Source organism: Caldimonas tepidiphila (genome assembly GCF_003569765.1).
GTDB lineage: Bacteria > Pseudomonadota > Gammaproteobacteria > Burkholderiales > Burkholderiaceae_C > Caldimonas > Caldimonas tepidiphila.
Genome location: NZ_QXMG01000025.1, coordinates 49,033 through 74,391, shown reverse-complemented (window position 1 = coordinate 74,391; position 25,359 = coordinate 49,033). Strand labels below are relative to the sequence as shown.

Below are 25,359 nucleotides of genomic sequence, written 5' to 3'. Positions count from 1 at the left end.
GAGCAGACGTGAGGACAGCCCTCCCCCTGGTACCGCGCGAAGTCACGCAGGCCAAGCTCGACCGCCGCGCCGAGGCGAGCGCGCGCCACCGCGCCACGCAGCGTTACGGTGTGGCCGAGCGTGTCGAGGACAGCGCGCGCGAGTTCGCCGACCGGCCCTGTCTCCTGTACGCCCAGGAACGCTACAGCTATGCGGAACTGAACCGCCGCGCCAACCAGGTCGCCCATGCGGCGCACGCCCTCGGCGTGCGTCGCGGTGATGTGGTTGCGCTGTGCATGGAGAACCGCCCCGGCTTCTTCTTCGCTTGGCTCGGCCTAGCCAAGCTGGGCGCCGTCGTGGCCTTCCTGAACACCAACGTCAGCGGCCGGCCGCTGCTGCACGCGCTGGAGACCACCGGCGCACGCCGCATCGTGGTGGGCGAGGAATGCCTGCCGCTGCTCGAAGCGACGCCGGGCCTGCCCGCAGGGCTGGACTGCTGGCTTTGGCCCGACGCCGAGCGACCGGCCCCGGAAAAACTGTGTGCGCTGTGCAGCCTGGACCTGCAGGCGCTGGCCGCCGCCGCCGAAAGCGACAACCCGCCGGCCGCTTGGCGGGAGGGCCTGCTGGCCGGCATGCCGGCTCTTCACATCTTCACCTCCGGCACCACCGGCCTGCCGAAGGCGGCCATCATCAGCCACGCGCGCTGGCTGATCACCGGCGACGTGATGAAGGTGACGATGGACATTCGCATGCAGGACTGCTTCTACTGCTTCCTGCCGCTCTATCACGGTGCGGCCTCTCTGTCGGCAGCGTCCACCGCCATCGCGGCCGGTGCGAGCCTGCTGCTGCGCCGCAAGTTCAGCCGGCGCGAGTTCTGGAGCGACGTGCGCCGCCACGGCGTTACCGCCTGCCAGTATGTGGGTGAGATCTGCCGCTTCCTGCTCACCGAGCCGGCCCGGCCCGACGACCGCCACCACTCGCTGCGCAAGATGGTGGGCGCCGGGCTGGCGCCGGAGGTCTGGGAGCAGTGGGTCGCCCGCTTCGGCGCCTTTCACATCTACGAGGGCTGGGGCTCCACCGAGGCGAACACCAACACGATCAACCTCGACAACCGCGTCGGCTCCTGCGGGCGCGTGCCCTTCTGGGAGCGAACCAACCTGCGCCTGGTGCGCTACGACCTCGAGGCGGGCACCCACGTGCGCGACGAGCGCGGCTTCATGATCCACTGCGCCCCCGGCGAGGTGGGCGAGGCCATCGGCTTCATTCACAACGATCCTGAAGTGATCGGTGGCCGTTTCGAAGGCTACACCTCGGCCGAGGCCACCGAGGCCAAGATCCTGCGCAACGTCTTCGGCGAGGGCGATGCGTGGTGGTCCTCGGGCGACCTGCTTCGCTGCGACGAGGACGGCTACTGCTGGTTCGTGGATCGCATTGGCGACACCTTCCGCTGGAAAAGCGAGAACGTCTCGACCACGGAAGTGGCCGACGTGCTGGGCGACATGCCGGGCCTGGACGCGATCACGGTCTACGGCGTGCAGGTGCCCGGCCACGAGGGCCGCGCGGGCATGGCCACTCTCGTGCTGCAGCCCGGTCGCGTCTTCGACCCGCAGGCCTTCTGGCAGCTGTGCACCGGGCGGCTGCCGCGCTACGCGGCCCCGCTGTTCGTACGCATCGCACCAGCCGCCGACATGACCGGCAACTACAAGCTGCGCAAGGTCGACTTGCAACGCGAGGGCTACGACGCGCGTCTCGTGCGGGACCCGCTGTACGTGCGCGACGACCGGGCGCGGCGCTACGTCCCTCTGACGCCCGAGGCGCTGGAAGGAGCGCTGCGTGGTTGAGCGAATACGCGCTGCAGCGGCACTGGACTATCCCTTCGAGCCGCCACCTCCCGACGGCTCCACGGTCGAGCTGGCGCCGGGCATCCTGTGGCTGCGCATGCCGATGCCGATGGCGCTCGACCACATCAACGTCTACCTGCTACGCGAGGACGACGGCTGGACCCTGGTGGACACCGGACTGAACACCGTGCAGGCGCGCGCCTTGTGGGAGCGCGTCGCCAGCGAGCGGCTCGACGGCCTGCGCCCCAAGCGCCTGATCTGCACCCATTTCCATTACGACCACGCGGGGCTGGCCGCCTGGCTGTGCGAGCGCTTCGGGGTGCCGCTGTACATGACGCACGGCGAGTACTACATGATGCGCACGCTGTCCGTGCCCATGCCGGACCCGCTGCCCGACGCTCAGACGCTGTTCTACCGGCGCTCGGGCCTGCCGGCGGAGCGCATGGAGCGCATGCTCACTGCCCTGCGCCGCGATCCCTTCCTGCCGCCGCAGCCCCAGTCCTTCGTGCGCATGCGCGAAGGCGAGGAGTTGCGGATCGGCGCACGGCGCTGGCGTGTCGTAATCGGCGAGGGGCACTCGCCGGAGCACGCCTGCCTGTACTGCGAGGCGGACCGCATCCTCATCGCCGGGGACCAGCTGCTGCCGCGCATCACCTCCAACGTACTCGTGACCGCGATCGAGCCCGAGGCCAACCCATTGCAGCTGTGGCTGGACTCGCTCGACCGCCTGGACCGCCTCGCGCCCGATACGCTGGTACTGCCGTCGCACCAAGGGGTCTTCCGGGGTCTGCACGAACGGGTACAGGAGCTTGGGCGGCACCATGAGCAGCAGTTTGAGGCGCTGCGCGACCTGATGGCGAGACAGGGGCCCTGCACCGCCTTCGAGGCGATGCTGGAATTGTTCCCCCGCCTGCGCCACGCAATGGACGACATGCTGGCACTAGGCGAGGCCATCGCCCACTTGTCCTGGCTGCGCCATGCGGGCATCGTGCGCCGCGTGCTGGACGAGGACGGCAGCTACCGATTCGGCCTGGCGGCGGGCCGGGAGACCAAGGAGTCAGAATGAACGACGAGATGGAAGCATTCCGTGCCGAGGTGCGGGCGTGGCTGGAGGCCAATTGCCCGCTCTCGATGCGCCGGCCCATCGTGCCCGAGGAGATGGTGTGGAGCGGCTCGAAGCTGCAGTTCCAGACCGAGGACCAGCGCCTGTGGTTCGAGCGCATGCGCGACCGGGGCTGGTTCGCGCCCGGCTGGCCGGTGGAATACGGCGGGGGCGGCCTCGATCCGCGGCGGCAGCGCGTGCTGGAGCAGGAGATGGCTCGCCTGGGCTGCCGCCAGCCGCAGTACAACCTAGGTGTGTGGATGCTCGGGCCGGTGCTGCTGGAGTTCGGCACCGAGGCTCAGAAGCGGGAGCACCTGATCCCGATGATGCAGGGGCGCACCCGCTGGTGCCAGGGCTTCAGCGAACCCAATGCCGGCTCCGACCTCGCCAGCCTGCGGACCTCGGCGCGCCATGTCCAGGACGAGGAGGGCGAGGCCTACATCGTCAACGGCTCCAAGATCTGGACTTCCTATGGCGACCAGTCGGACTGGATGTACGCACTGGTGCGCACCGACGCCGGCGCGCGCAAGCAGGAAGGCATCAGCTTCCTGCTCATTGACATGAGTTCGCCGGGGGTGAGCGTCAAGCCGATCGAGCTGATCAGCGGCAAGTCCAGCTTCTGCGAGGTGTTCTTCGACGATGTGCGGGTTCCGGCGCGTCACCTGGTGGGCCCGCGCGGCGGCGGCTGGGCGGTGGCCAAGCAGTTGCTGCAGCACGAGCGCGCCGCGATGTCCAAGTTCACCGAGGGCTCGGCGCCTTCCCACGACGCGCTGGCGCTGGCGCGTGCCTGCCTGGTCGACGAGGACGGCGCGCCGCGCGAGCCGGTGCTGCGCGACGGGCTGGCCCGGCTGCTGATGGACGAGCAGGCCTTCTCGCTCACGCACCGGCGCGTGAAGGAGATGGCGCTGGCAGGGCAGGACGTGAGCGGCCCGGCCGCCATCATGAAGCTGGTGCAGACCGAGCAGGAGGCCGCGAAGTACGAGTTCCTCACCCAGCTGCTGGGCCAGCGGGCGCTGGGCTGGGAGGGAGAGGAGTTCACGCGCGACGAGCTCGAGGTCTGCCGCGCCTGGCTGCTGTCCAAGACCTACATGATCGCCGGCGGCAGCAGCGAGGTGCAACTCAACATCATCGCCAAGCGCGTGCTCGGCCTGCCGGAATGAACGCCCGTTCGTGGAGAAGAATGTCATGAGCCTGCTGCTGAACGAAGAACAGCGCCTGTTGAGCGACACCGCCGCCGAATTCCTCACGGCGCGCTCGCCGGTCTCGGCGCTGCGCCGCCTGCGGGACACCGACGATCCGCTGGGCCACGACCCCCGGCTGTGGCGCGAGGTGGTCGAGCTGGGATGGACCGCCGCCGTGATGCCCGAGGCCCATGGCGGCCTCGACTTTGGCTACAAGGGCCTCGGCGCCGTGTTCGAGCAGTCGGGCCGCCGGCTTTCGGCCCTACCGCTGCTGGCCTCGGTGGTGCTCGCCGGCGGCCTGCTGCTAGAGGCCGGCAGCGAGGAGCAGCGCGCGCGCTGGCTGCCGCGGATCATCGACGGCAGCACGCTGTTCGCGCTAGCGCTGGAGGAGGGCGGCCGGCACGACCCTGCCGCGGTGCGCCTGAGCGCCCGCAGGGAGGCGGGCGACTGGGTGCTCGACGGCGAGAAGTGTTTCGTCATCGACGGCCACGTGGCGCAGCAGCTGCTGGTGGTGGCGCGCAGCTCGGGCCGGCCCGGCGAGACCGCGGGGCTGAGCCTGTTCCTGGTCGACGCGGCGCTGCCGGGCGTGCAGGTGCAGCGCACGCACATGGTGGACAGCCGCAACGCGGCTCGTGTGCGGCTGGAGGGCGTGCGCGTGGGGCCCCAGGCGCTGGTTGGCCGCGCGGACGAGGGCTTCGGACCGCTGGACGCGGTGCTCGACTGCGCGCGCTGCTGCCTGGCTGCCGAGTCGCTCGGCCTGCTGCGCGAGGCCTTCGAGCGCACGCTGGGCTACCTCAAGGAGCGGGTGCAGTTCGACCGGCCGATCGGCTCTTTCCAGGCGCTGCAGCACCGCGCTGCGCGGCTGTACGTGGAGCTGGAGCTGCTGCAGAGCTGCGTGATGGCGTCCCTGGAGGCGATCGACGACCAGGCCTCCGATCGCGCGCAGCTGGCGAGCCTGGCCAAGGCCCGTGCCGGCGAGCTCTGCGCGAAGCTGCTGAACGAAGCGGTGCAGATGCACGGTGGAATTGGCGTCACCGACGAGTTCGACCTGGGCCTGTTCCTCAAGCGGGGCCGCGTCCTGCAGCAAAGCCTGGGCGACGCGGTGTTCCACCGCGAACGCTATGCTCGGCTGAAAGGCTTCTAGAAGAAGGAGGAGACCCATGACGAACATTGATCTTGACGCGGTGCGCCGGCAGCTCACCGCGCCCGGTGCGCCTTTCGAGCTGGTTGACGTAGATCTGCACGGCGGCCGCGCGCCGGCCTACCGCAACGCCTTTCGCTCGCTGCCGGAGCTGATCGAGGCCGGCCGCGTCCATGCAGGCCGCGAGTTCATGGCCTACGGGGAGGACCGCTGGAGCTTCGACCGCTTCTTTGCGGCGGTCGACGCCCTGGCCGGGCGCCTGCACCACGACCTGGGCCTGCGGCCCGGCGACCGCGTCGCGATCGCAATGCGCAACCGGCCCGAATGGGCCGTGGCCTTCGCGGCGGCGGTCCTGGTCGGTGCGGTGCCGGTGCCGCTGAACAGCTTCGGCCTGCGTGACGAGCTGTGCGCGGCGCTGCGAGACGTGCAGCCACGCCTGCTGGTCTGCGATGTCGACCGCCTCGCGCGCGTGGCCGACGAGCTCGACGGGCTGGACTGCAGGGCCATCTCCTTGGCAGACGGGCCGAGGGCCCCCGGCGTGCAGGCCTTCGAGGACCTGGTGCAGCAGGGTGGACCTGCCGCGCCGAAGGTGTCGCTGTCGCCGCAGGACCCGGCGTTGATCCTGTTCACCTCGGGGGCGAGCAGCCAGGCCAAGGCGGTGCTGTCGAACCAAAGAGCCGTGTGCCAGGCGCTCTTCAACATCGACTACATCGGCGCGCTCACGGCGATGACCTCGCCGGCGCGGATCGAGGCCATGCTGCGGCGTGGCCATGCGCCGGCCACGCTGACGGCGGTGCCGCTGTTCCACGTGAGCGGCTTGCATGCGCAGCTGCTGGTTTCGCTGCGCCACGGGCGCCGCCTGGTTTTCATGCACCGCTGGGACCCCGCACAGGCGATCGAGCTGATTGCGCGGGAGCGCATCACGCAGTTCAACGGCGCACCCTCGATGGTGATGCAGCTGATGGCGCAGCCCGGCTTCGACGACCCGGCGCTCACGGGCAGCTTGGCCGGCATCGGCTTCGGCGGCGCAGGGCTGCCGCAGCGGTTGATCGACGAGCTGCTGGAGCGCCGGCCGGACTCGCTCTCTGGGATCGGCTTCGGCATGACCGAGAGCAACGGGGTGGCTGCGGCGGCATCGGGCGAGATCTTCAGCCGGCACCCGCGAAGCTCGGGCCTGCTGTCGCCGATCATCGGGCTGTGCGTGGTCGGTCCGGATGGCACGCCGCTGCCGCCTATGGAGCCGGGAGAGATCTGCCTGCGGGGTGTAACGGTGATGGAGGGCTACTGGCGCAAACCGGAGGCCACCGCCTCCGCGCTGCGCGAGGGCTGGCTGCACACGGGCGACATCGGCTACCTTGACGGGCAGGGCTTCCTGCACGTGGTGGATCGCATCAAGGACGTGATCAACCGCAGTGGCGAGAAGATCGCCGCAGCGGAAATCGAATCTTGCCTGCTGCAGCATCCGGGCATCGAGGAGGCCGCAGTATTCGGCCTGCCCGACGACACCACTGGCGAGGCTGTGGTCGCAGTTGTGGTGCCGCTGCCCGGCGCGTCACCGAGCGAGGCGCAGCTGCGAGAGCACGTGCGCGAGCGCTTGGCGGCCTACAAGGTGCCGCGCGCGGTCCATTTGCATGACGGGCCGCTGCCGCGCAACGCCACCGGCAAGCTGCTCAAGAACCAGATCAAGCGTCAGTACACCTGAGCGGCACTCCGATCCCTTCTCTTTCGCACCGCCCGTCGCGGTGCCGCCCGGCGCGGCCTCCGCGCTGACGGATTCGCGACCGGGAGTCCCTCTGGGGAACGCTCGTTCCCCGTCCCGAATCCCTCCGGCAGCCATGCTGGCTCACCGGAAGAGCCTCGTCTTCCTTCCCTATCTCTATAGCCTCGCGAGCTCGCTTCCTGCCGAGCGTTCCGTTCCTGCTCCGCCTTGTCGATCCCCGCGCTCACCCTTAGTCCCATCGGACGATGAGCCCGTGGCTGCCGGCGTCGAACATTCCGACCATCGGGCGACCGCGTGTCGTGTAGCCGAGTCGGTCCCGATCCTGGCTCGAGATCAACGTGGAGACAACGATGAAGAGATGGATTTCATGGATGGCGCTTGCGGCAGGCTCGGTGCTCGCCGGCGGGGCCATCGCCAAGGTCAGTCCCAGCGAGGCCGAGAAGCTCGGCAAGGAGCTCACCTGCGTAGGGGCTGAGAAGGCCGGCAACAAGGACGGGACCATCCCGGAGTTCTCCGGCAAGTGGCTCGGAACGCCGCCGGGCGTCCAGTACAAGCCCCATGTCGGTCAGCACCCGGTGGATCCCTATGCGGCCGACAAGCCGCTCTACAGCATCACCGCGGAGAACCTCGCACAGCACGCCGCCAAACTCTCGGAAGGCCAGAAAGCGGTGTTTGCCAAGTTTCCCAAGGCCTTCCGGATCGACGTCTACCCGACGCGCCGTGACTTCCGCTACCCCGACGAGGTGTGCGAGGCGGCCAGGACGAACGCGTTGAGCGCTGAACTCTCGGATGGCGGATTGGGTATCAAGAATGCGGTCAAGGGCGCCGTGCCGTTCCCGATTCCAAAGGACGGGAACGAGGCCCTGATGAACAACATGTTCCCGTACCGGGCCTTCACCGAGGATGTCGTCCGTGACGTCGCCAACGTGCTCTCCAACGGCAACATTTCCTGGGGGCGCGCCCGCAACACCAACCTCGGCATGGTGAACGGTCCCGACGCGATCAACAAGCCGCTCGAAGGCCGCATGGCCTACAGCCGCAACATCGCGCTGTTGCCCGAGCGCGAGAAGGGGGGAATCGCTGTTTCCGCCGAGCCTGTCAACTTCAGCAAGGACAAGCGCCTCGCCTGGCACTACGACCCCGGCACCCGGCGTGTGCGCCAGCTGCCCGAGTACGGCTTCGACCAGCCGATGGCCGGCACCGGCGGCAAGATCACGATTGATTCTGACCGCCTCTTCAACGGTTCGCCTGAGCGCTACAACTGGAAGCTGATCGGCAAGCGTGAGATGGTCGTGCCTGCCAACTCGTACAAGCTGCATGGCAAGACCGTCAAGTACGCAGACTTGCTCAAGCCAGGCGTGCCCAACCCCGACTTCATCCGCTGGGAGTTGCGCCGTGTCTGGGTGGTCGAAGGCTCGCTGAAGGATGGCTTCCGCCATCTCTACGGCAAACGCGTGCTGTTCCTTGACGAGGACACTTGGCAGGCGGCGATGTCCGACTTCTACGACGCGCGCGGCACGCTGTGGCAGTACGCCTTCGTCAACCACTACTACGCCTTCGACATGCAAGGGTGGCAGGCCGGCACAAGCTTCTATCACGACCTCAATTCGGGTGGATACGTCGGCTACAACCTGTTCCAGGAGCGCGACACGGGCCCGGTCCTCAACAAGGGCGACCTGAAGCCCGACATGTTCACCCCCGAAGCGGCCCGCTCGGCCGGCACTTGAACATTCCACGAACAGGGACACCCACAAAGTGAAGTTCAATCCCAAACTTGCTCCGCTCGCGGCAGCCGTGCTGGCGATCGGCGCCTCGCAGTCCACGCACGCTGGCGAATCCGTCGAATTCGGCAACGGCCTCAAGTTCGATTGGCGCGTCTTGACGACCTACACGCTGTCCGGCCGTGCCGAGGCGCAGGACCCCCTGCTGACCTACCGCGCACCGGCCACCTCGGCCGTGAACAACGCCGGCGGCAATGACGGCAATAACAACTTCGACAAGGGAGCGCTGACGGCCAACCGAATTTCCGCCTTGCTCGAGACCAAGTTGTCCAAGGGCGACAGCGGAGTGGTGTTCTCGGCCAGCACCTTCTACGACGACGCTTATCACCGGACGAACGACAACGACCCGGCAGCGAGCAACCCGAACCGCGTCAACAAGCCCGCGCCGTTCAACGAGTTCACCGAGGGCGCGCGGCGGTATCACGGCGGGTACAGTCGCGTCCTCGACGCATACGGCTACACCGCGTTCAAGCTTGGCGAGAGCAGTCGCGCTACCGTGCGCGTGGGCCGGCACGTGGTGAACTGGGGCGAGGCGTTGTTCTACCCCGGCATGGGCTTGGCCCAGGGACCGGCCGACGGGACCAAGGCCAACATCCCGGGAACCGAGACCAAGGACGTGCTGCTGCCAGAGGACCAGATCTCGGCTGCTGTCGAGGTCACGCCGCGATGGACGCTCCTGAGCCACGCGCAATTCGGCTTCCATCCCACGCTGGCGCCGGCCCCAGGCTCCTACTTCAACACCTCGGATGCGGTCGGACCCGGCGGTGTCTGCCTGGGGCCCTTCGTTGCATTGCCAGCCGTGCCGGGTTCATTCTCTGGATTCAATGGCTGCTCGTTCGGATCGAGAGGCGAGGACATCAAGCCGGGCAAGACGGGGCAGTGGGGCATTGGCACGCGCTACCGCGTGACCGACGAGACCGAGGTCGGCCTGTACTACCTGAACTTCCACGATCGCACGCCACTTCCGGAGATCAACGCCTTCACGCCAGGGACGGCTACGCCCGCGGCCTTCGGCATCCCGGGCAACCAAATCGGTAACGGCTCCTACCGCATCCGCTACTTCGAGGACGTCAAGCTGCTCGGCGCGACGGTCAGCACGGTGCTCGGCAAGGTCGCGGTGGCCGGCGAGTTGACGCACAAGAAGGGCGCTCCGGTGCTGGTGAACACGGTCGTCAATCCGGCGACTGGTGCGACGATCCCCAACCCGACCCGCGCTGATGTCACGCAGGCCAGCGTCAACGCCTTCGCCAACGTCGGCCGCGTCCCCTTTATCACGTCGCTTCAGCTGCTTGGCGAGGTGTCGGCGGTCATTGTCAACGACGTTGAGGCGCGCAAGGCACCGGGCGTCGAGGCCCTGGGGGCAGCGGCGGCCGCTTTTCCTGCGTCCGACACGCTGAGCTTCAAGACCAGCAAGGGAATCGCCTACACGTTGCAGGCGGTGCTGGGCTATCCCGGCTTCGTGGAGGGCTGGGACCTCACCGTCCCGATCAGCTTCGCGCACCAGGTCAAGGGGCGCTCGTTGGTCGGTGGCACCGGCGGCGAGGGCGACAAGCGGCTGAGCCTGGGCACTACCTTCGTCAAGGGCGGCAACCTCTCGATCGGGGTGAACTACCTCGCCTTCCTCGGCGACGCCAGCCTCGACCTGAAGACCGAGCGCAAACTGACCGATCGCGATCAGCTGTCGCTGGTGCTCAAGTACGCGTTCTAACGCCTCAGGATAGCCCAGATGGCGCTCATGGAAAGAGCGCTATCTGGGCATTGTCCCTAGGGCAGTCCACACGGTCGGGGCCGCGCGCCGAGGGCCGCGTAGTGGACGAAGTTGTCGACGAAGGCGTCCTCAGCGAGCACGTAGCGTCAAAGGTTGATCGCCACCATGCACGTCGCCCCCGTTCTAGCGGTCGCGACGCCTCAGCCTCCGGTTTCCCACGTGGAGCGCGATCATCTCGTGCAGGTCGTCGAGCAGGCGGTCATTGCGCAGTTGCAGCAACGTCAGCCGGGCGAGACCATCGACGAAGGAGGCCGTCTCCAGCGCTGCGGCATGTGGTGACAGTCCCCCGCGCAGATCGCCTCGCTGCTGCGCTTCGCGATGCACCAGCTCCAGCGTGGCGACCAGCTTGCGATGGTGAGAGAGGTGTCCGGCCATGTCTCCCAACATCGGACCCACGTACTCGCACTTGAACACCACGATCTCCAGCGCCTCGCGCAGCGACTCGCAGCGCGTCCAATGCTCAATCAGTTGCCTCAGGAAGCGATGCAGGCGCTCGAGTGGCGGCGTCTGCTGGTCTTCCAGCAGCAGGCTGTCCAAGTGGTGGATGTGAGGTAGGAGCGCTTCCTCGCGCATTGCATGGAAAAGCGTTTCCTTGTTCTCGAAGTGCCAGTAAATCGCCCCACGCGTGACGCCCGCGGCCTGCGCAATATGGGCCAGGCTCGTGGCCGACACGCCGCGCTCGCAGAAGGTGCGGCGGGCTGCGTCGAGAATCTGCTGGCGGGTCTGCTGGGCGGCGTCCTTGGTGCGGCGGGGCATGAGCGGGAGGCAGGCGTGGATTCGGTAGGAGGTTCCTCTCCAGCGGTTAGATTCCCGGAGGCTCTCCTTCCTTCGTAGGCCGATCATGTCTGTCGGCCTGACCGGTGCTTGCGAAGACGCCCGGCATGTCGGGCTGTCAGCAGTCGCCGGGGCGCATCAGGTCCCGGCATAGCGCCGCTTGACGGCTTGCAGCGCCTCCTCGAATGCGGGCGCGACTGCCTCCACGCCCTCGACCGTCATGCCCAGGTCCTTGAGCAACCCGTCATGCAAGCCGTAGACCCAACCGTGCACCTGCACGGTCTGGCCTCGCTGCCAGGCGTCGCGCACGACGGTGGTCTGGCAGACATTGCGCACCTGCTCGAGTACGTTGAGTTCGCACAGTGCATCTGCACGCTGCCATGCGGGCAGGGTGTCGAGCCAAGCCTGGTGCTGATTGCGCACGTCCTGAACGTGGCGCAGCCAGTTGTCGGCCAGGCCAAGGCGCATGTCCTCCAGGGCGGCGCGCACACCGCTGCAATTGGAGTGGCCGACCACGAGAATATGCCGGACCTGCAGCTTGTCGATCGCAAACTGCATCACCGACAGGCAGTTGAGGTCCGAGTGCACCACGACGTTGCCGACGTTGCGATGCACGAACAGTTCGCCCGGCAGCAGGCCGACGAGTTCGTTGGCCGGCACGCGGCTGTCGGCGCAGCCGATCCACAGATACTGCGGGGCCTGCTGCTCCAGCAGCCTCGAGAAGAAGCCGGGACGCCGGCTCTCGGTCTCGTCGGCCCAGCGGCGGTTGCGCCCGAAAAGGTCCTGAATCTGCGTCATGACGCCTGCCTCAGGCTCGCTCGAGGAGCGTTGCAATGCCCTGGCCGCCAAAGCCGCCAATGTCGGTACGCCTGGCGCTCAGAATCCAGATTTCGTGGTTCATGGTGTGGTTTCCCTCTCAGTCCCGGTTGCGCGACAAGCGTCCAGCAGTCAGGCGCCCGGGCCGGAAGCCAGGGCGCCCTGCTTGGCGGCGGCAGAGACTTCTTGATCCGAGTTATTCAGGCTTGGGCAGGCCGGTAGGCCGTCTTGGACGGGCCCGCGGGTTGTATGGCGAGCCAGTAAGCCATCGCGGGAAGCAGGAATATCGCTCCCAGAGCATTGACCAGGAACATGAAGGCCAGCAGCACTCCCATGTCGGCCTGGAACTTCAGCGCCGAGAAGGCCCAGCTCCCTACGCCGAGGGACATCGTCAGGGCCGTGAACACGGCGGCCGTGCCGCGCTGGCGCATGGCCTCGTAGAAGGCCTCGCGCAAGGAGGCCCCACGCTCCTCGATCTCGTGCTGCATGCGCTCGAACAGGTAGATGCCGTAGTCCACGCCCACACCCACGCCCAGCGCGATCACCGGCAGCGTCGCGACCTTCAGGCCGATGCCCAGCAGGGCCATCAGCGCATTGCACAGGATCGACACCAGGGTCAACGGCACGAGGATGCACAGCACCGCCCGCCAGCTGCGGAAGGTCAGCCAGCACAGCAGCGCGATCGCACCGAAGATGGCCGACAGCATCTGCACCTCGGCCCGATCGACCGCGTCGTTGGTGGCAGCGGCCACGCCGGCGTTGCCTCCGGCCAGCCGGAAACTCAGATGTGGCGTGCGGTCGGCCGCAATGAACTTGCGCACCTCCGTCACCACGTGCTTGAGCGTCGCGCCGTCGTGGTCCTTCAGGAAGACCTGCAGGTGGATGGTCTTGCAGCCCTCGGTGTTGAGGCCGAGCTCCGGGTGGGCGGCTCGGTAGCCGGTGCGCAAGGCTGCTTCCGTGCGCTGCAGCGCGGCCCAGCGGGGATTGCCTTCGTTGCTACCCGCGGCCCCACGCTTGGCAAGGGCCGCCACCGTGTTGACGGATCGCACGCCGTCCACGCCGCGCATGTACAGGTCGAAGCGCTCGACGGCGTTCATCACCTCCCAGTTCAGGCAGGCCTCGTCCAGCCCCTGCGCCTCGGCATATACCGAGAGCACGTCCATGCCGATGGAGTAGTGCGACAGGATGCGGTCGTTGTCGCGGTTGTAGCGGGACTCGGCACGCAGCTCCGGAGCGCCGCTGCCGACGTCGCCCGTCTGCAGCTGGCGCGACACCAGCGTGCCGGCGGCCAGCAGTAGCAGCGCGGCCAGCAGGCTCAGCAGCGCGGGCTTGGGCTCGGCCAAGCCCGAGACTGCCCACCACAGGCCGTGGCGGCGCGGTGCGGCAGAGGCAGTCGCTGTCGGTTTGAGCTGCAGGTAGGACAGGATGACCGGGAGCATGACCTTGTTGGTGACGATCATCAGCAGCACGCCCAGGCAGGCGGTGACGCCAAGCTCGTGCACGATCGGGATGTCGATCAGCATGATCACCATGAAACCCAGCGCGTTGGTCAGCAGCGCCAGCGTGCCGGGAACCGCCAGCTTGCGGAAGGCGCTCTGCGCCGCCTCCGCGGCCGACTGGCCAGCTGTCACGTCCTGCTTCCATGCATTGGACATCTGCACCGCATGCGAGACGCCGATCGAGAAGATCAAGAAGGGCACGAGGATCGACATCGGGTCGATCCCGTAGCCGATCAGCGGCAGCAGCCCCAGCAGCCACACCACCGGTAGCAGCGCCACGAACAGCGCCAGCACCGTGAGCTTGACCGAGCGCGAGTAGGCCCACAGCAGCAGCGCTGTCACGCCGAAGGCGATGCCGAAGAAGGTGACGACGTTGAACAGGCCCTCCATCACGTCGCCCAGCACCTTGGCGAAGCCCACGATGCTGATCTCGATGTGCTCGCTCTCGAACTGGCCGCGGATCGCCTCCAGCTTCTGCGCCACCTGGCCGTAGTCCAGGCGCTGGCCCGTCTGCGGGTCGATCTCCAGCAGGTCGGCGCGCACCATCGCGGACTTCAGGTCCGTGGACACCAGGCTGCCGATCTGCCCCGACTTGGCGACGTTGGAGCGCACCTGCGCCAGGCCTTCGGCATTCGGCGTGAAGCGCGAGGGGATGACGACCTCGCCGACGAAGCCGTCCTCGGTGATCTCGATGTACTTGACGTTGGGCGTGAACAGCGAATAGACCTGGGCCCGGTTGACGCCCGGCGTGAAGAACACCTCGTCGGTCACGCCGCGCAGCACCTTGAGGAAGGGCTCGTTGTAGATGTCGCCTTCGCCCTTCCAGCGCACGCTGACCATCACCCGGTTCGCCCCCGAGAACGTGGCGGAATGCTCCAGGAAGGCCGCCATGTAGTCGTGGCGCAGCGGGATCAGCTTGTTGAACCCGGCGTCCAGATGCGTGCGCAGTGCGGAGCTGCCAAGCAGCAGCGTGAGCACGGCGGTGACGAATGCGATGCCGCGGCGCCAGTCGATCAGCGTGCGAGCAATGCGCTCGATCGTGCCGTCAAGACGGCGGGAGAAGTGGGTCCGGTTCATCGCAGTCCTCCTTGGGCCGGTTCGTCGCTCCGGATGAGTGCAGCCATCGTGGGGGCGACGTGGTGCATCAGGCCCGCATCGCTGGCCAGCCAGGCGCCGTCCTCGGTGTCGGGCACGATGCTGGTGAGCGTGGCGCGCGAGTCGGCACGCTGCAGGCTGAAGCGGCGCCCGCCGTCGCTGCTGAGGGCGATCAGTCCGCCTTGCCCGACCAGGATCAGCTGTCCGTCGCTGCCCTGCGCATGGTCGAAGAAGGAGGCGGGCGCTGGGAGCTCGGCCTTGTGCCAAGTCTCTCCGCCCCCGCTGCTGCGGAAGGCGTTGCCGCGCATGCCATAGACCAGCCAGTTGCCGTCCGGGAGAGCGGCGGCGTTGTAGAAGGAGCCGTTGTAGAAGGGCGGCAGCAATCGCCAGGACGCGCCCTGGTCCTCCGAGATCAGCATCAGGCCGCGCTCGCCGACGACGAGCCAGCGCTTGCCGTCCTCCGAGCCCACGATGCGGTTGAGGTGCTGGTCCTGCACGCCCTCCACCTCGATGCGCTGCCAGTTGCGCCCCTGGTCGCTGGAGCCCAGCATGCGCCCGAAGGCTCCCACCGCGAGCCAGCGGCCCGAGGGCAGCGTGGCGATGCTCATCAGCGGCTCGCCGTTGGCCTGGTCGAAGTGCAGCTCGGTCCAGGTCTGTCCACCGTCGTCGCTGCGCAGGATCCAGCCTTCGTGTCCGACCGCCAGCCCGAGCCGGCCGCTTTCATCGAAGCGGACCTGGGTGATCAGCGCCTGGCGATTGGCAGACACCTGCGCTCGCTGCCAGCTGCGGCCCTGGTCGCGCGAATAGACCAGGGCTCCGAGCTCGCCGCCGGCTACCAGGCCGACACTGGAGCGAACCAGGGCGTTGAAATGCATGTGCTCGATCGGGAGGGCGGTGGCCTCCAGGGGCGGGGTCGGGCGCGGGGAGAAGGCATGGAACGCGGCAGCGGCCATGAGGGTGGCCACGGCGATGCCAACAGCGATTCGCACGGTGTGTCTCCTGGTTGTCTGTGTGAGGGACGGGTGCGTCGCATTCTTCGCTGCTGGCGTGTCCGGGCATCGTCCGAAAAGAGTAGGGCGGCCCGCGACAGACCTAGTCCTGACGGACGATGGGGTCACCGCCTGCGAGGGTCAGAATCGTTGCCAGTGCAGCGGCCCGGCGGGCCGACGACCAACGGGGTACAGCATGGGACTCACAGGAAAGGCGGCGCTCGTCGGCGCCGCGCAGTACAAGCCGGAGAAATACGCCAGCGCGCCGCGCATGTTCCATCTGGAACAGGTGGCGGACCTCGGCACGCAGGCCCTGGCCGATGCGGGCCTGACGCTCGGGGACGTGGACGGCCTCGTGCTCACGGGGCCGCAGTTCCACGAGGCCGGGATGTTCGTGCCGGCGATGGCGGGCGAGTACCTTGGCGTGCGACTGGACTTCGCCGAGGTGGTGGACCTCGGCGGTGCCAGCGCGGTAGGCATGGTATGGCGCGCCGCGGCCGCCATCGAGTTGGGGATGTGCAGCACGGTGCTGTGCGTGATCCCGGCACGCCTGGCGCCTACGGCGCCGGACGACGACCACGCCGCCGAGGTGATGAAGGCCGCCCGCTACGGCGGACACAGCACCCGCTACGGCGCGCCCGAGGCCGAGATGGACCTGCCCTACGGGCACATGGCACAGAACACCGGCTATGCAATGATCGCGCAGCGCTACGCGGCGCTGCACGGCTGGGACGCCGAGGCGCTGGCGCGCATTGCGGTGGCCCAGCGCTTCAACGCCTGCCACAACCCGCAGGCGCTGTTCCACGGCCAGCCAATCACGGTGCAGGACGTGTTCGCCTCGCGCATGGTGGCCGAGCCGCTGCGCATGCTGGAGATCGTGATGCCGGTGGCCGGCGGCGCCGCCGTGGTGGTGACGCGCGAGGACATCGCGCGGCGCTGCGCTCACCGCGGGGCGCGCGTGATCGGATGCGGCGAGCACGTGCAGTCCAAGTCGCCGACCTATGCGTCGGACATGCTGTCGACCCCCATTGGTCCGGCCTCGCGCAGGGCCTTCGCGATGGCCGGCCTGCGGCCCTCCGACATGCACATGGCGCAGATCTACGACTGCTACACCATCACCGTGCTGCTGACGCTAGAGGACGCGGGCTTCTGCGAGAAAGGGCAGGGCCAGCGCTTCCTGCGAGAACACGACTTGAGCTTCAAGGGGGACTTCCCGATGAACACCCATGGCGGCCAACTCAGTTTCGGCCAGGCCGGCAGCGCCGGTGGCATGAGTCAGGTGATCGAGGCCCTGCACCAGATCCAGGGGCGGGCCGGCGAGCGTCAGCTGGCGCGCCGTGAGCTGGCCTACGTGTCGGGCACCGGCGGCGTGATGAGCGAGCAGGGCGCGCTGATCCTGCAGGGAGCCTGAGCATGTGGAACAAGCCCCTGCCCCGGCCGACCCCGCTGTCCCAGCCCTTCTGGGACGGCCTGCGCGAGCACCAGATGCGGCTGCAGCAATGCGGTGACTGCAACCACTGGATCTTCTTCCCGCGTTCGCACTGCCCATCCTGCGGCTCGCGCCGGCTCGGCTGGAAGAGCGTTTCCGGCCTCGGCCGGATCTACACCTACACGGTGGCGCGCGTGCCGACGCTGCCGGAGTTCAGCGACGAGCTGCCGCAGCTGCTGGCGGTGGTCGAGCTCGACGAGGGCCCGCACCTCAACACCACGCTGGTGGGCGTGGCGCCGGAGTCAGTGCGGGTGGGCATGCGGGTGCGACCGGTCTTCGATGAGCGGCCGGGCCGTGTCACGCTGCTGCGCTACACGCCGGAGGAATCGCTGCAGCCCTCCGTGATCGACGGGCAACGGCAGCCCGAGGCGCTCGCGCAGGAGCCGGCGCAGCCTGCCGCACCGCGCCGGCGCATCGACGTCAAGGACCTTGCGGGCCTGCGCTCACTCGTGTCTGAGCAGTTCGGCGGCTGGTCCAACGAGGTCGAGGTCACGCAGGAGCTGATCGACCGTTTCGCCGCGCTCTCGGGGGACGACTACTGGATCCATACCGACCCCGTCCGGGCCCGGGCAGAGAGCCCCTTCGGTACCACCATCGCCCACGGCTCGCTGGTGCAGGTGCTCGTCAGCCGGCTGCAGCTGCCGCTGGACTGGGAGGTCACCGGTTTCACCAACATGGTGAACTACGGCTCCGACCGGCTGCGCTTCCGGACGCCGGTGCCCTCGGGCTGCCGCATCCGCGCGCGCAGTCGCGTCAAGGACGTGCAGCAGGTCAAGAGCGGAGTGCAGATCACGATGGAGATCAACGTCCACGTGGTCGGGCAGGACCGGCCCTCGGTCATCAACGACCTGGTCGTGCTGTACATGTGAGCCGCATGGAGGCGGCGCCGGCTGCGCGAGCGGGCGGCGACACACGCCTCGTGCTCCTGGCCGGGCGGCAGGGGGCGGATCCCACCGCACCGGTGAGACCGCCCCCTTTTCCCGTTTGAAAGAGACACCATGGACATCCAGACCGCCGTGCTCGACGGCGTGCAGACCATCGAGATCGCCCGGCCCGGCAAGAAGAACGCGCTGACGATGGCGATGTACGAGGCGATGACCGACGCACTGCAGCGCGCCGATGCCGACGTGGCAGTGCGCGCAGTGCTGATCACCGGCCAGCCCGGGGTGTTCACCGCCGGCAACGACCTGGAGGACTTCTTGCAGAGCCCGCCGGACGGACCGGATGCGCCGGTCTTCCGCTGCATGCAGGCGCTCATCCAATGCGGCAAGCCGGTGGTCGCGGCGGTGACGGGCACGGCGATCGGCATCGGCACGACGATGCTGCTGCACTGCGACCTGGCCTATGCCAGCGACGAGGCGCGCTTCGGGCTGCCCTTCACCCGGCTCGGGCTCGTGCCGGAGTTCGCGTCCAGCCTGCTGCTGCCGCTGCGCGCGGGACATGTGCGGGCGGCAGAGAAGCTGCTGCTCGGCGAGCCCTTCGGCGCCGCGGACGCGCTGGAGATGGGCCTCGTCAACGACCTCCTGCCGGCCGGCGAGGTGCTGGCGCACGCGCGGCGCGTGGCCGGGCGCTTCAACGCGCTGCCGGCTGCGGCGGTGCGCGAGACCAAGCAGCTGCTGCGCCGCGGCCAGGCGCAGGCCGTGCAGGACGCGCTCGCGGCCGAGGTCGAGGGCTTCGTGCGGCGCCTGCGCAGCGCCGAGGCGGGCGAGGCGCTGCAGGCCTTCTTCGACAAGCGCGCGCCGGACTTCTCGCGCTTCCGCTGAAGGCATTGGCCGGGGGCGGCCGTCCATCCAAGAGCGAATTCAGGGTCGAAACCGCCTCTCGCTCTTCGCACGCCGAGGCGCTGCTTCAGGCGGGCCGGGCTGGCCGGGGCGGGGGAGTTTGCGCTGCCGAGGAGTGCAGCGGCGCGGGGGCATCGCGGCGCAGCCGCGACGACCGGGTGTTGTCTGAGGCCCTGTACCCGGGGCCGAGTTTCACCCGGTCGCCCCGGGCCGCGGAGCCCCGCAGGGCCGGAAGCCCCTTCGGGGCGAACCGGTCGGGCGCGTCCAGCGCCCGACACCCCGAGCGGGCAGCGAGGGGCAGCGCTGCCGACCCCCGAACCGGCCGGCCCGGTCCGCCGTGCGCACCCATGCACACAAGAAAAAATCAGCCCCGCTGCCGCGCCATCGTGATCGCCGTGTCCTCGATCATGTCCTCCTGGCCGCCGACCATGCCGCGGCGGCCCAGCTCCACGAGCAGGTCGCGGGCCGGCACGCCGTACTTCTTCTCGGCGCGCTTGGCGAACAGCAGGAAGCTCGAATAGACGCCGGCGTAGCCGAGCGTGAGCGAGTCGCGGTCGATGCGGACGATGTGGTCCATCAGCGGCACCACCAGGTCCTCGGCCACGTCCTGGATCCCGAACACGTCCACGCCCGTCTCGATGCCCATGCGGCTGCACACCGCCACGAGCACCTCCATCGGCGTGTTGCCGGCGCCGGCGCCCAGGCCGGCCGCGGCGGCGTCGATGCGGTTGGCCCCTGCCTCGATCGCGGCGATCGAGTTCGCCACGCCCATCGCGAGGTTGTGGTGGCCGTGGAAGCCGACCTCGGTCTCCGGCTTCAGCGCCTCGCGCACCGCCGAGATGCGCGCCTTCACGTCCTCGGGCAGCATGTGGCCGGCCGAGTCGGTGATGTAGAGGCAGTTGGCCCCATAGGCTTCCATCAGCCTGGCCTGCTCCACCAGCTTCTGCGGCGAGGCCATGTGCGCCATCATCAGGAAGCCGACCGTGTCCATCTCCATCCTGCGCGCCTGGCTGATGTGCTGCTCGGACACGTCGGCCTCGGTGCAGTGCGTCGCGACGCGGATCGTGTGGACCCCGAGGCCGTGCGCCATCCTCAGGTGGTCCACCGTGCCGATGCCCGGCAGCAGCAGCGCCGAAACCTTGGCCTGCTTCATCAGCGGAATCACCGCGCCGAGGTATTCCTCGTCGCTGTGCGCCGGGAAGCCGTAGTTGACCGAGGCGCCGCCCAGGCCGTCGCCGTGCGTGACCTCGATCAGCGGCACGCCGGCCGCATCGAGCCCGCAGGCCACGCTCTTCATCTGCTCCAGCGTCATCAGGTGGCGCTTGGGGTGCATGCCGTCGCGCAGCGTCATGTCGTGGACGGTGATCTTCTTGCCCTGGAGGCTCATTGCACTGCTCCTTCGGTGCGTGCGGCGTCGATGGCGCCCGACACCATTTGCTCTGCGAACATCTCGGCCGTGCGCGCGGCGGCCGCGGTCATGATGTCGAGGTTGCCGGCGTACTTGGGCAGGTAGTCGCCCAGGCCCTCGACCTCGAGGAAGACCGAGACCCGCTTGCCGTCGAACACCGGGCCGTTGACCAGCCGGTAGCCGGGGACGTACTTCTGCACCTCTCGGATCATGTCGTGGATGGACTGCGTGATCGCGGCCTGGTCCGGATCCGATTCCGTGAGGCAGTGCACCGTGTCGCGCATGATCAGCGGCGGCTCGGCCGGGTTGATGACGATGATCGCCTTGCCCTTCCTGGCGCCGCCCACCTTCTCGACCGCACCCGCCGTGGTGCGGGTGAACTCGTCGATGTTCTTGCGCGTGCCGGGGCCGACCGAGCGGCTCGACACCGTGGCGACGATCTCGCCATAGGCGACCGGCTGCACCCGGCTCACGGCGGCGACCATCGGGATCGTCGCCTGCCCGCCGCAGGTCACCATGTTGACGTTCATCTCGCGCCAGCCCAGGTGCTCCTTCAGGTTCACCGGCGGCACGCAGTAGGGGCCGATCGCGGCCGGCGTGAGGTCGATCACCAGCACGCCGCGCTCGGTGAGCTTGGCGCTGTGCTCGGCATGCACGTAGGCGCTGGTCGCGTCGAAGGCGATGCGGATGCCATCGGCTGCGATGTGCGGCAGCAGGCCGTCCACGCCCTGCGCGGTGGTCTTCATCCCCATCTCGGCGGCGCGCTTCAGCCCGTCGGACTCGGGATCGATCCCCACCATCCACACCGGCTCCAGCCAGGGGCTGCGCTGCAGCTTCATCAACAGGTCGGTGCCGATGTTGCCCGGCCCGATCAATGCACATCTGATCTTCTGGTTCATGAGAAATCCTTCAATCCGTGAAGCCGACCGAGCAGCCGCCCAGGCCCTCGATCTCCATGCGGAAGCGGTCGCCGGGCGCGGCCGGCACCAGCGGCGCGAGCGCTCCCGAGAGGATCAGCTCTCCGCGCTTGAACGGGATGCCGAAGGCACCCAGCGTGTTGGCCAGCCAGGCCACGGCCTCGGCCGGGTGGCCCTGCACCGCCGAGCCCAGGCCGCTGCCGGCGGGCTCGTCGTTGCGCCACATCCGCATCTGCACGCCGGCCAGGTCGATCGTGCGCGGGTCGGTGTGCTGCGGGCCGATCACGAAGACGCCGCAGGAGGCGTTGTCGGCCACGGTGTCTTGGATGCGGATCTTCCAGTCGGCGATGCGGGAGTCGACGATCTCGAAGCAGGGCGCGACCCAGTCGGTGGCCTCCAGCACCTGCTCGCGCGTCACGCCCGGGCCCTGCAGGTCGGCCTTGAGCATGAAGGCGATCTCGGCCTCGGCGCGCGGCTGGATCAGCCCGGCGCCCGAGAGGCTGATGCGCGCGCCGTCCTCGAACTGCATCGCATCGGTCAGGAAGCCGAAGTCGGGCTGGTACACGCCCAGCATGCGCTGCACCGCCTCGGAGGTGACGCCGATCTTCTTGCCGATCACGCGCTCGCCGCCAGAGAGCCGCCCCTGCAGCAGGCGCAGCGAGATGCGGTAGGCCTGCTCGACCGTCAGGTCCGGATGGCGCTCGGTCAGCGGAGCCAGCGTGCGCCGCTCGCGCAGCGCGGCATGCAGCTCGTCGCCCAGGGCCTCGATCAGTGGGGTGTCCATGGCTCAGCCCTCGCGCAGGAAGTCGATGCAGGCGCGGTTGAACATCTCGCGATGCTCGACCTGCACCCAGTGGCCGCAGCGGTTGACGAGGAGGACGCGGGCCTGCGGGCAGTGCTGCGCCAGCTTCATCGCGCCGCCCACCGGGTTGAACTGGTCGTTCACGCCCCAGAAGCCGAGCACCGGGCAGCGCAGCTCGTGCAGCCGCCCGGTCATGTTCGGCACCTTCATCACCGAGCGCGCCGCCTGCGTCTGCAGCGCGGCGATGGGGGCGCGCTCGGCCACGATGTCATCCGTCAGCTGCTCCGGGTCGAAGAGCTGCATGCGCATCACGGCGCGCATTGCCGCCTCGCCGGTCTGGCCCGAGCGGTAGACGTCAAACATGTTGGCGATGCCGGGCATCGCGAGGTAGGTGTCCAGGTCCTCCACGCCGCCGGGCGCCATCAGGATCAGGCGCTTCACCTCGTCCGGGTAGGCCAGTGCGTAGCCCAGCGCCACCGCGCCGCCGAGCGAGTTGCCCAGCAGCGTGACCTGCCCGAGCTGCAGCGCGTCGAGCAGGCCCTTGAGCCCCTCGATGAAGAAGTCCAGGTCGTAGGCCGGCACGTCGGGCTTGCTCGACAGGCCGAAGCCCAGCAGGTCCGGCACGATGGTGCGCAAGCCCGCTGCTGCGAGCTCGGGGAAGTTGCCTTTGAAGTTGCTCCAGCCGCTGGCGCCCGCTCCCGCGCCGTGCAGGAAGATCACGGCCTCGCCCTGGCCCCGGTCGTGGTAGTGGATGCGCCGGCCACCGCCGATGTCGGCGAAGTGACCCACGGGTATCGGTGATTGCTGTTCCATCGTTGCTCCGCGCCGCAGGGGCGAAATTTGAGGGGCTATGGTCGGTGCGCGCGGCGGGCGCGGGCATCGTCAAGAAGGACTAGCTAGGCGGTCCAGAGCTTGGGCAGGCCCGGGTCGCTCACGGCGATCAGCCGCTTGAGGAGGTTGCGCAGCGCGGCGGCTTCCACCGGGTCCAGGCGCGCGGCGATGTCGGCCTCCGCCGCCTTGGCGGCGGCCAGCACGTGCAGGATCGCGTCGCGTCCCCGCTCGCTCAAGGAGAAGGCTTGGTCCCGCTCCTGCAGCAGCCCGCGCGCGCACAGCGCCTGCAGCGCCACCGGGCCGAGGTCGATACCGGTGTAGGCGGTGTGCGCCGCGATCCCGTCCGCGCCGAGCGGCTCGCGCACGCTCAGCAGCGCGAGCACGAAGAAGTCGGCCTCGGCCAGGCCGTGGCGGTCGAGCATCGGCCTCACGGCGGTGAGGAACTGGTAGTGCGCGCGGCCGAGCAGGTAGCCCAGCAGGTCCTCGGAGAACAGCGCGGAGGCCGGCTGCGACTGCGGCTCGGTCGCGACGGGGCCCGCTGCGCGCGTGGCCAGCGCGTAGCCGCCCGTGACGTAGAGCAGCGGCGTGCGCTCGCTGCGGTCGTAGTCCAGCACCTCGCCGACGAAGATGACGTGGTCGCCGCCCTCGTACTCGAACTGCGTGCGGCACTGGAAGCGCGCGCTGCATCCGCTCAGCAGCGGCGCCGAGGTCACTGCGGCTTCGAGCTCGAGGCCGGAGAACTTGTCCTCCCCGGCGCGCGCGAAGCGGTTCGACAGCGCCTCCTGCTCCCGCGAGAGGATGTGGACGTTCCACTGCCCCGCGCCGCGGAAGGCGGCCAGGCTGCGGGCGTTGCGGGCCAGGCTCCACAGCACCAGTGGCGGCTCGAGCGAGACCGAGTTGAAGCTGTTGGCGGTCACGCCCACCGGGGTGCCGTCGTCCATGCGCGCGGTCACGATCGTGACGCCGGTGGCGAACATGCCCAGCGCCTGGCGGAAGTCTCGGGGGTCGAAGGGTCGGCTGCACTCCATGGCTCGTCCTCGGTGGATGGGGATGAGCGAGGGTGCGGCCACGCGACGCGGCGCGAATCCTCCAGCCGGACTATCCCGGCGAGCCCCTTCCTCCGTTAGTCCGATCGGACGATGAGGCGGGGCCCCGGGCGCCGGGATCATGCCTGCACGCCGCGGCATCGGCCGCGCAGAACCCGCGAGGAGACCTGATGAACGCGTCGCACGAAGACTACTTGAGCCCCGAGGCCGTGGAGGTGATCCAGAACGCCCGGGCCCTGGCCCCGAAGCTCGCCGAACGGGGCCAGAAGGCCGATTCGGACGGCGGCGTCCCGGCCGAGTCCGTGCGCGACATGGAGGCGGCGGGGCTGTTCCGCGTGCTGCAGCCGCGGCGCTGGGGCGGCTACGAGCTGGATCCGCGCGTGTTCTACCGGGTGCAGATGGCGCTGGCCGAGGGCTGTATGTCGACCGCCTGGATCTACGGCGTGATCGGGGTGCACAACTGGCAGCTGGCGCTGTTCCCGGAGGCCGCGCAGAAGGACGTGTGGGCCCGCGACACCAGCACCCGCATCGCCTCTACCTACATGCCCACCGGCAAGGCCGAGAAGGTGGAGGGAGGCTACCGCTTCTCGGGACGCTGGAGCTTCTCCAGCGGCGTCGAGCACTGCGAATGGATCTTCCTCGGCGGCCTGCTGCCCAAGGCCGACGGCTCCGGTGCGCTGGAGCACACGACCTTCCTGCTGCCGAAGTCCGACTACCGCATCGAGCGCAACTGGGACGTGCTGGGCCTGCGCGCCACCGGCAGCCACGACATCGTGGTCGAGGACGTCTTCGTGCCCGAGCACCGCACGCAGCGCACCAACGACCACAGCGACGCCGGCTGCCCGGGCCGCGCCACCAACCCCGGCTGGCTCTACCGGATTCCCTTCACGCAGGTGTTCCAGCGCGCGGTGTCGACCTCCTGCATCGGGGCGCTGGACGGCGCGATCGAGAGCTTCCGCCGCCGCGCCGCGGCGCATGTCGGCAAGCACGGCAACAGGACCGCCGAGGACGTGAACGCGCAGCAGGCGGTGAGCGAGGCGATGATCGCCACCGACCAGCTCAAGCTCGTGCTGGAGCGCAACTACGCGCGCATCGCCCATTGCGCCCGGACCGGCGAGCGGATGCCGGTGGAGGAGCGGCTGCTGCAGCGCGCGCAGTCGGCGGCGGTGCCGAAGATCTGCGCGCACCATGCCAACGAGCTGCTGCGCGCCTGTGCCGCCTCGGGCAGCTACAAGACCAACCCCATCGAGCGCGCGTTCCGCGATCTCCACCAGGCGCGCAGCCACATCGCCAACAACACGGACGCCTACGTCCGCGCCCATGGCGCCGTGATGCTGGGCCTGCCCAACGCCGATCCCTACATCTGAGCGGCATGTCGATGCACCCCGGGCAAACGAAG

20 protein-coding genes are annotated in these 25,359 nt (G+C 68.8%); 11 read left to right on the top strand and 9 right to left on the bottom strand.

The window, feature by feature from the left end:
• Positions 1–8: 8 nt before the first annotated feature.
• From D3A59_RS15555 to D3A59_RS15525, 7 genes are all read left to right on the top strand, one after another.
• On the top strand, positions 9–1,820 hold the full coding sequence (locus tag D3A59_RS15555) for a long-chain-acyl-CoA synthetase (protein WP_240636076.1): 1,812 nt from the start codon (positions 9–11) through the stop codon (positions 1,818–1,820).
• Positions 1,813–2,886 (top strand): MBL fold metallo-hydrolase, encoded by a 1,074-nt coding sequence (locus tag D3A59_RS15550; protein WP_205665208.1) that lies wholly within the window; start codon positions 1,813–1,815, stop codon positions 2,884–2,886. Before D3A59_RS15555 ends, D3A59_RS15550 begins: the two co-directional genes overlap by 8 nt.
• The gene (locus tag D3A59_RS15545) at positions 2,883–4,082 is read left to right on the top strand and encodes an acyl-CoA dehydrogenase family protein (protein ID WP_240636075.1); all 1,200 of its coding nucleotides are present in this window, start codon (positions 2,883–2,885) and stop codon (positions 4,080–4,082) included. The genes D3A59_RS15550 and D3A59_RS15545 overlap by 4 nt, the downstream gene beginning before the upstream one ends.
• 25 nt (positions 4,083–4,107) lie before the next feature.
• Positions 4,108–5,247, top strand: a complete 1,140-nt coding sequence (locus tag D3A59_RS15540; protein WP_119155866.1) for an acyl-CoA dehydrogenase family protein — start codon at positions 4,108–4,110, stop codon at positions 5,245–5,247.
• Between the two features lie 16 nt (positions 5,248–5,263).
• Positions 5,264–6,946: a class I adenylate-forming enzyme family protein gene (locus D3A59_RS15535; RefSeq protein WP_119155865.1), complete on the top strand. Its 1,683-nt coding sequence runs from the start codon at positions 5,264–5,266 to the stop codon at positions 6,944–6,946.
• Between the two features lie 368 nt (positions 6,947–7,314).
• A complete protein-coding gene (locus D3A59_RS15530; protein WP_119155863.1) occupies positions 7,315–8,691 on the top strand; it encodes a DUF1329 domain-containing protein in 1,377 nt (458 codons plus the stop codon).
• Between the two features lie 28 nt (positions 8,692–8,719).
• Positions 8,720–10,453 (top strand): DUF1302 domain-containing protein, encoded by a 1,734-nt coding sequence (locus D3A59_RS15525; RefSeq protein WP_119155861.1) that lies wholly within the window; start codon positions 8,720–8,722, stop codon positions 10,451–10,453.
• A 183-nt stretch (positions 10,454–10,636) separates the two neighbouring features.
• On the opposite strand, the gene D3A59_RS26720 is transcribed toward D3A59_RS15525, so the two are convergent.
• The 4 genes from D3A59_RS26720 to D3A59_RS15505 all read right to left on the bottom strand — a co-directional run bounded on the left by D3A59_RS26720 (position 10,637) and on the right by D3A59_RS15505 (position 15,686).
• A complete protein-coding gene (locus D3A59_RS26720) occupies positions 10,637–11,269 on the bottom strand; it encodes a TetR family transcriptional regulator (protein ID WP_119155859.1) in 633 nt (210 codons plus the stop codon).
• A 156-nt stretch (positions 11,270–11,425) separates the two neighbouring features.
• Positions 11,426–12,085 carry a carbonate dehydratase gene (gene can, locus D3A59_RS15515; RefSeq protein WP_119155858.1) on the bottom strand — a complete coding sequence of 220 codons (660 nt, stop codon included), beginning with the start codon at positions 12,083–12,085 and terminating at the stop codon, positions 11,426–11,428.
• Positions 12,086–12,303: 218 nt separating this feature from the next.
• Entirely contained in the window at positions 12,304–14,679 is a 2,376-nt protein-coding gene (locus tag D3A59_RS15510) for an efflux RND transporter permease subunit (RefSeq protein ID WP_119155856.1), read from the bottom strand.
• Positions 14,676–15,686: a WD40/YVTN/BNR-like repeat-containing protein gene (locus D3A59_RS15505; RefSeq protein ID WP_157991542.1), complete on the bottom strand. Its 1,011-nt coding sequence runs from the start codon at positions 15,684–15,686 to the stop codon at positions 14,676–14,678. Before D3A59_RS15505 ends, D3A59_RS15510 begins: the two co-directional genes overlap by 4 nt.
• A 196-nt stretch (positions 15,687–15,882) precedes the next feature.
• Here D3A59_RS15505 and D3A59_RS15500 point away from each other — a divergent pair, with 196 nt between their 5' ends.
• The 3 genes from D3A59_RS15500 to D3A59_RS15490 all read left to right on the top strand — a co-directional run bounded on the left by D3A59_RS15500 (position 15,883) and on the right by D3A59_RS15490 (position 18,938).
• Positions 15,883–17,097 carry a thiolase family protein gene (locus D3A59_RS15500; RefSeq protein WP_119155852.1) on the top strand — a complete coding sequence of 405 codons (1,215 nt, stop codon included), beginning with the start codon at positions 15,883–15,885 and terminating at the stop codon, positions 17,095–17,097.
• Positions 17,098–17,099: 2 nt separating this feature from the next.
• Entirely contained in the window at positions 17,100–18,044 is a 945-nt protein-coding gene (locus D3A59_RS15495; protein WP_119155851.1) for a bifunctional OB-fold nucleic acid binding domain-containing protein/MaoC family dehydratase, read from the top strand.
• A 129-nt stretch (positions 18,045–18,173) separates the two neighbouring features.
• Positions 18,174–18,938 (top strand): enoyl-CoA hydratase, encoded by a 765-nt coding sequence (locus tag D3A59_RS15490; protein WP_119155849.1) that lies wholly within the window; start codon positions 18,174–18,176, stop codon positions 18,936–18,938.
• A gap of 382 nt (positions 18,939–19,320) precedes the next feature.
• Here D3A59_RS15490 and dmpG read toward each other — a convergent pair whose 3' ends face one another.
• The 5 genes from dmpG to D3A59_RS15465 all read right to left on the bottom strand — a co-directional run bounded on the left by dmpG (position 19,321) and on the right by D3A59_RS15465 (position 23,942).
• Positions 19,321–20,343, bottom strand: a complete 1,023-nt coding sequence (gene dmpG, locus D3A59_RS15485) for a 4-hydroxy-2-oxovalerate aldolase (protein WP_119155847.1) — start codon at positions 20,341–20,343, stop codon at positions 19,321–19,323.
• Positions 20,340–21,263, bottom strand: a complete 924-nt coding sequence (locus D3A59_RS15480; protein ID WP_119155846.1) for an acetaldehyde dehydrogenase (acetylating) — start codon at positions 21,261–21,263, stop codon at positions 20,340–20,342. Before D3A59_RS15480 ends, dmpG begins: the two co-directional genes overlap by 4 nt.
• A 10-nt stretch (positions 21,264–21,273) precedes the next feature.
• Positions 21,274–22,065 (bottom strand): fumarylacetoacetate hydrolase family protein, encoded by a 792-nt coding sequence (locus D3A59_RS15475; protein WP_119155845.1) that lies wholly within the window; start codon positions 22,063–22,065, stop codon positions 21,274–21,276.
• 3 nt (positions 22,066–22,068) lie between these two features.
• Positions 22,069–22,896, bottom strand: coding sequence for an alpha/beta fold hydrolase (locus D3A59_RS15470; protein ID WP_119155844.1), 828 nt, complete (start codon positions 22,894–22,896; stop codon positions 22,069–22,071).
• Positions 22,897–22,979: 83 nt separating this feature from the next.
• A complete protein-coding gene (locus D3A59_RS15465) occupies positions 22,980–23,942 on the bottom strand; it encodes a flavin reductase (RefSeq protein WP_119155843.1) in 963 nt (320 codons plus the stop codon).
• 188 nt (positions 23,943–24,130) lie between these two features.
• On the opposite strand from D3A59_RS15465, the gene D3A59_RS15460 reads away from it, so the two are divergent.
• Positions 24,131–25,327 carry an acyl-CoA dehydrogenase family protein gene (locus D3A59_RS15460; protein WP_119155842.1) on the top strand — a complete coding sequence of 399 codons (1,197 nt, stop codon included), beginning with the start codon at positions 24,131–24,133 and terminating at the stop codon, positions 25,325–25,327.
• Positions 25,328–25,359 lie beyond the last annotated feature (32 nt).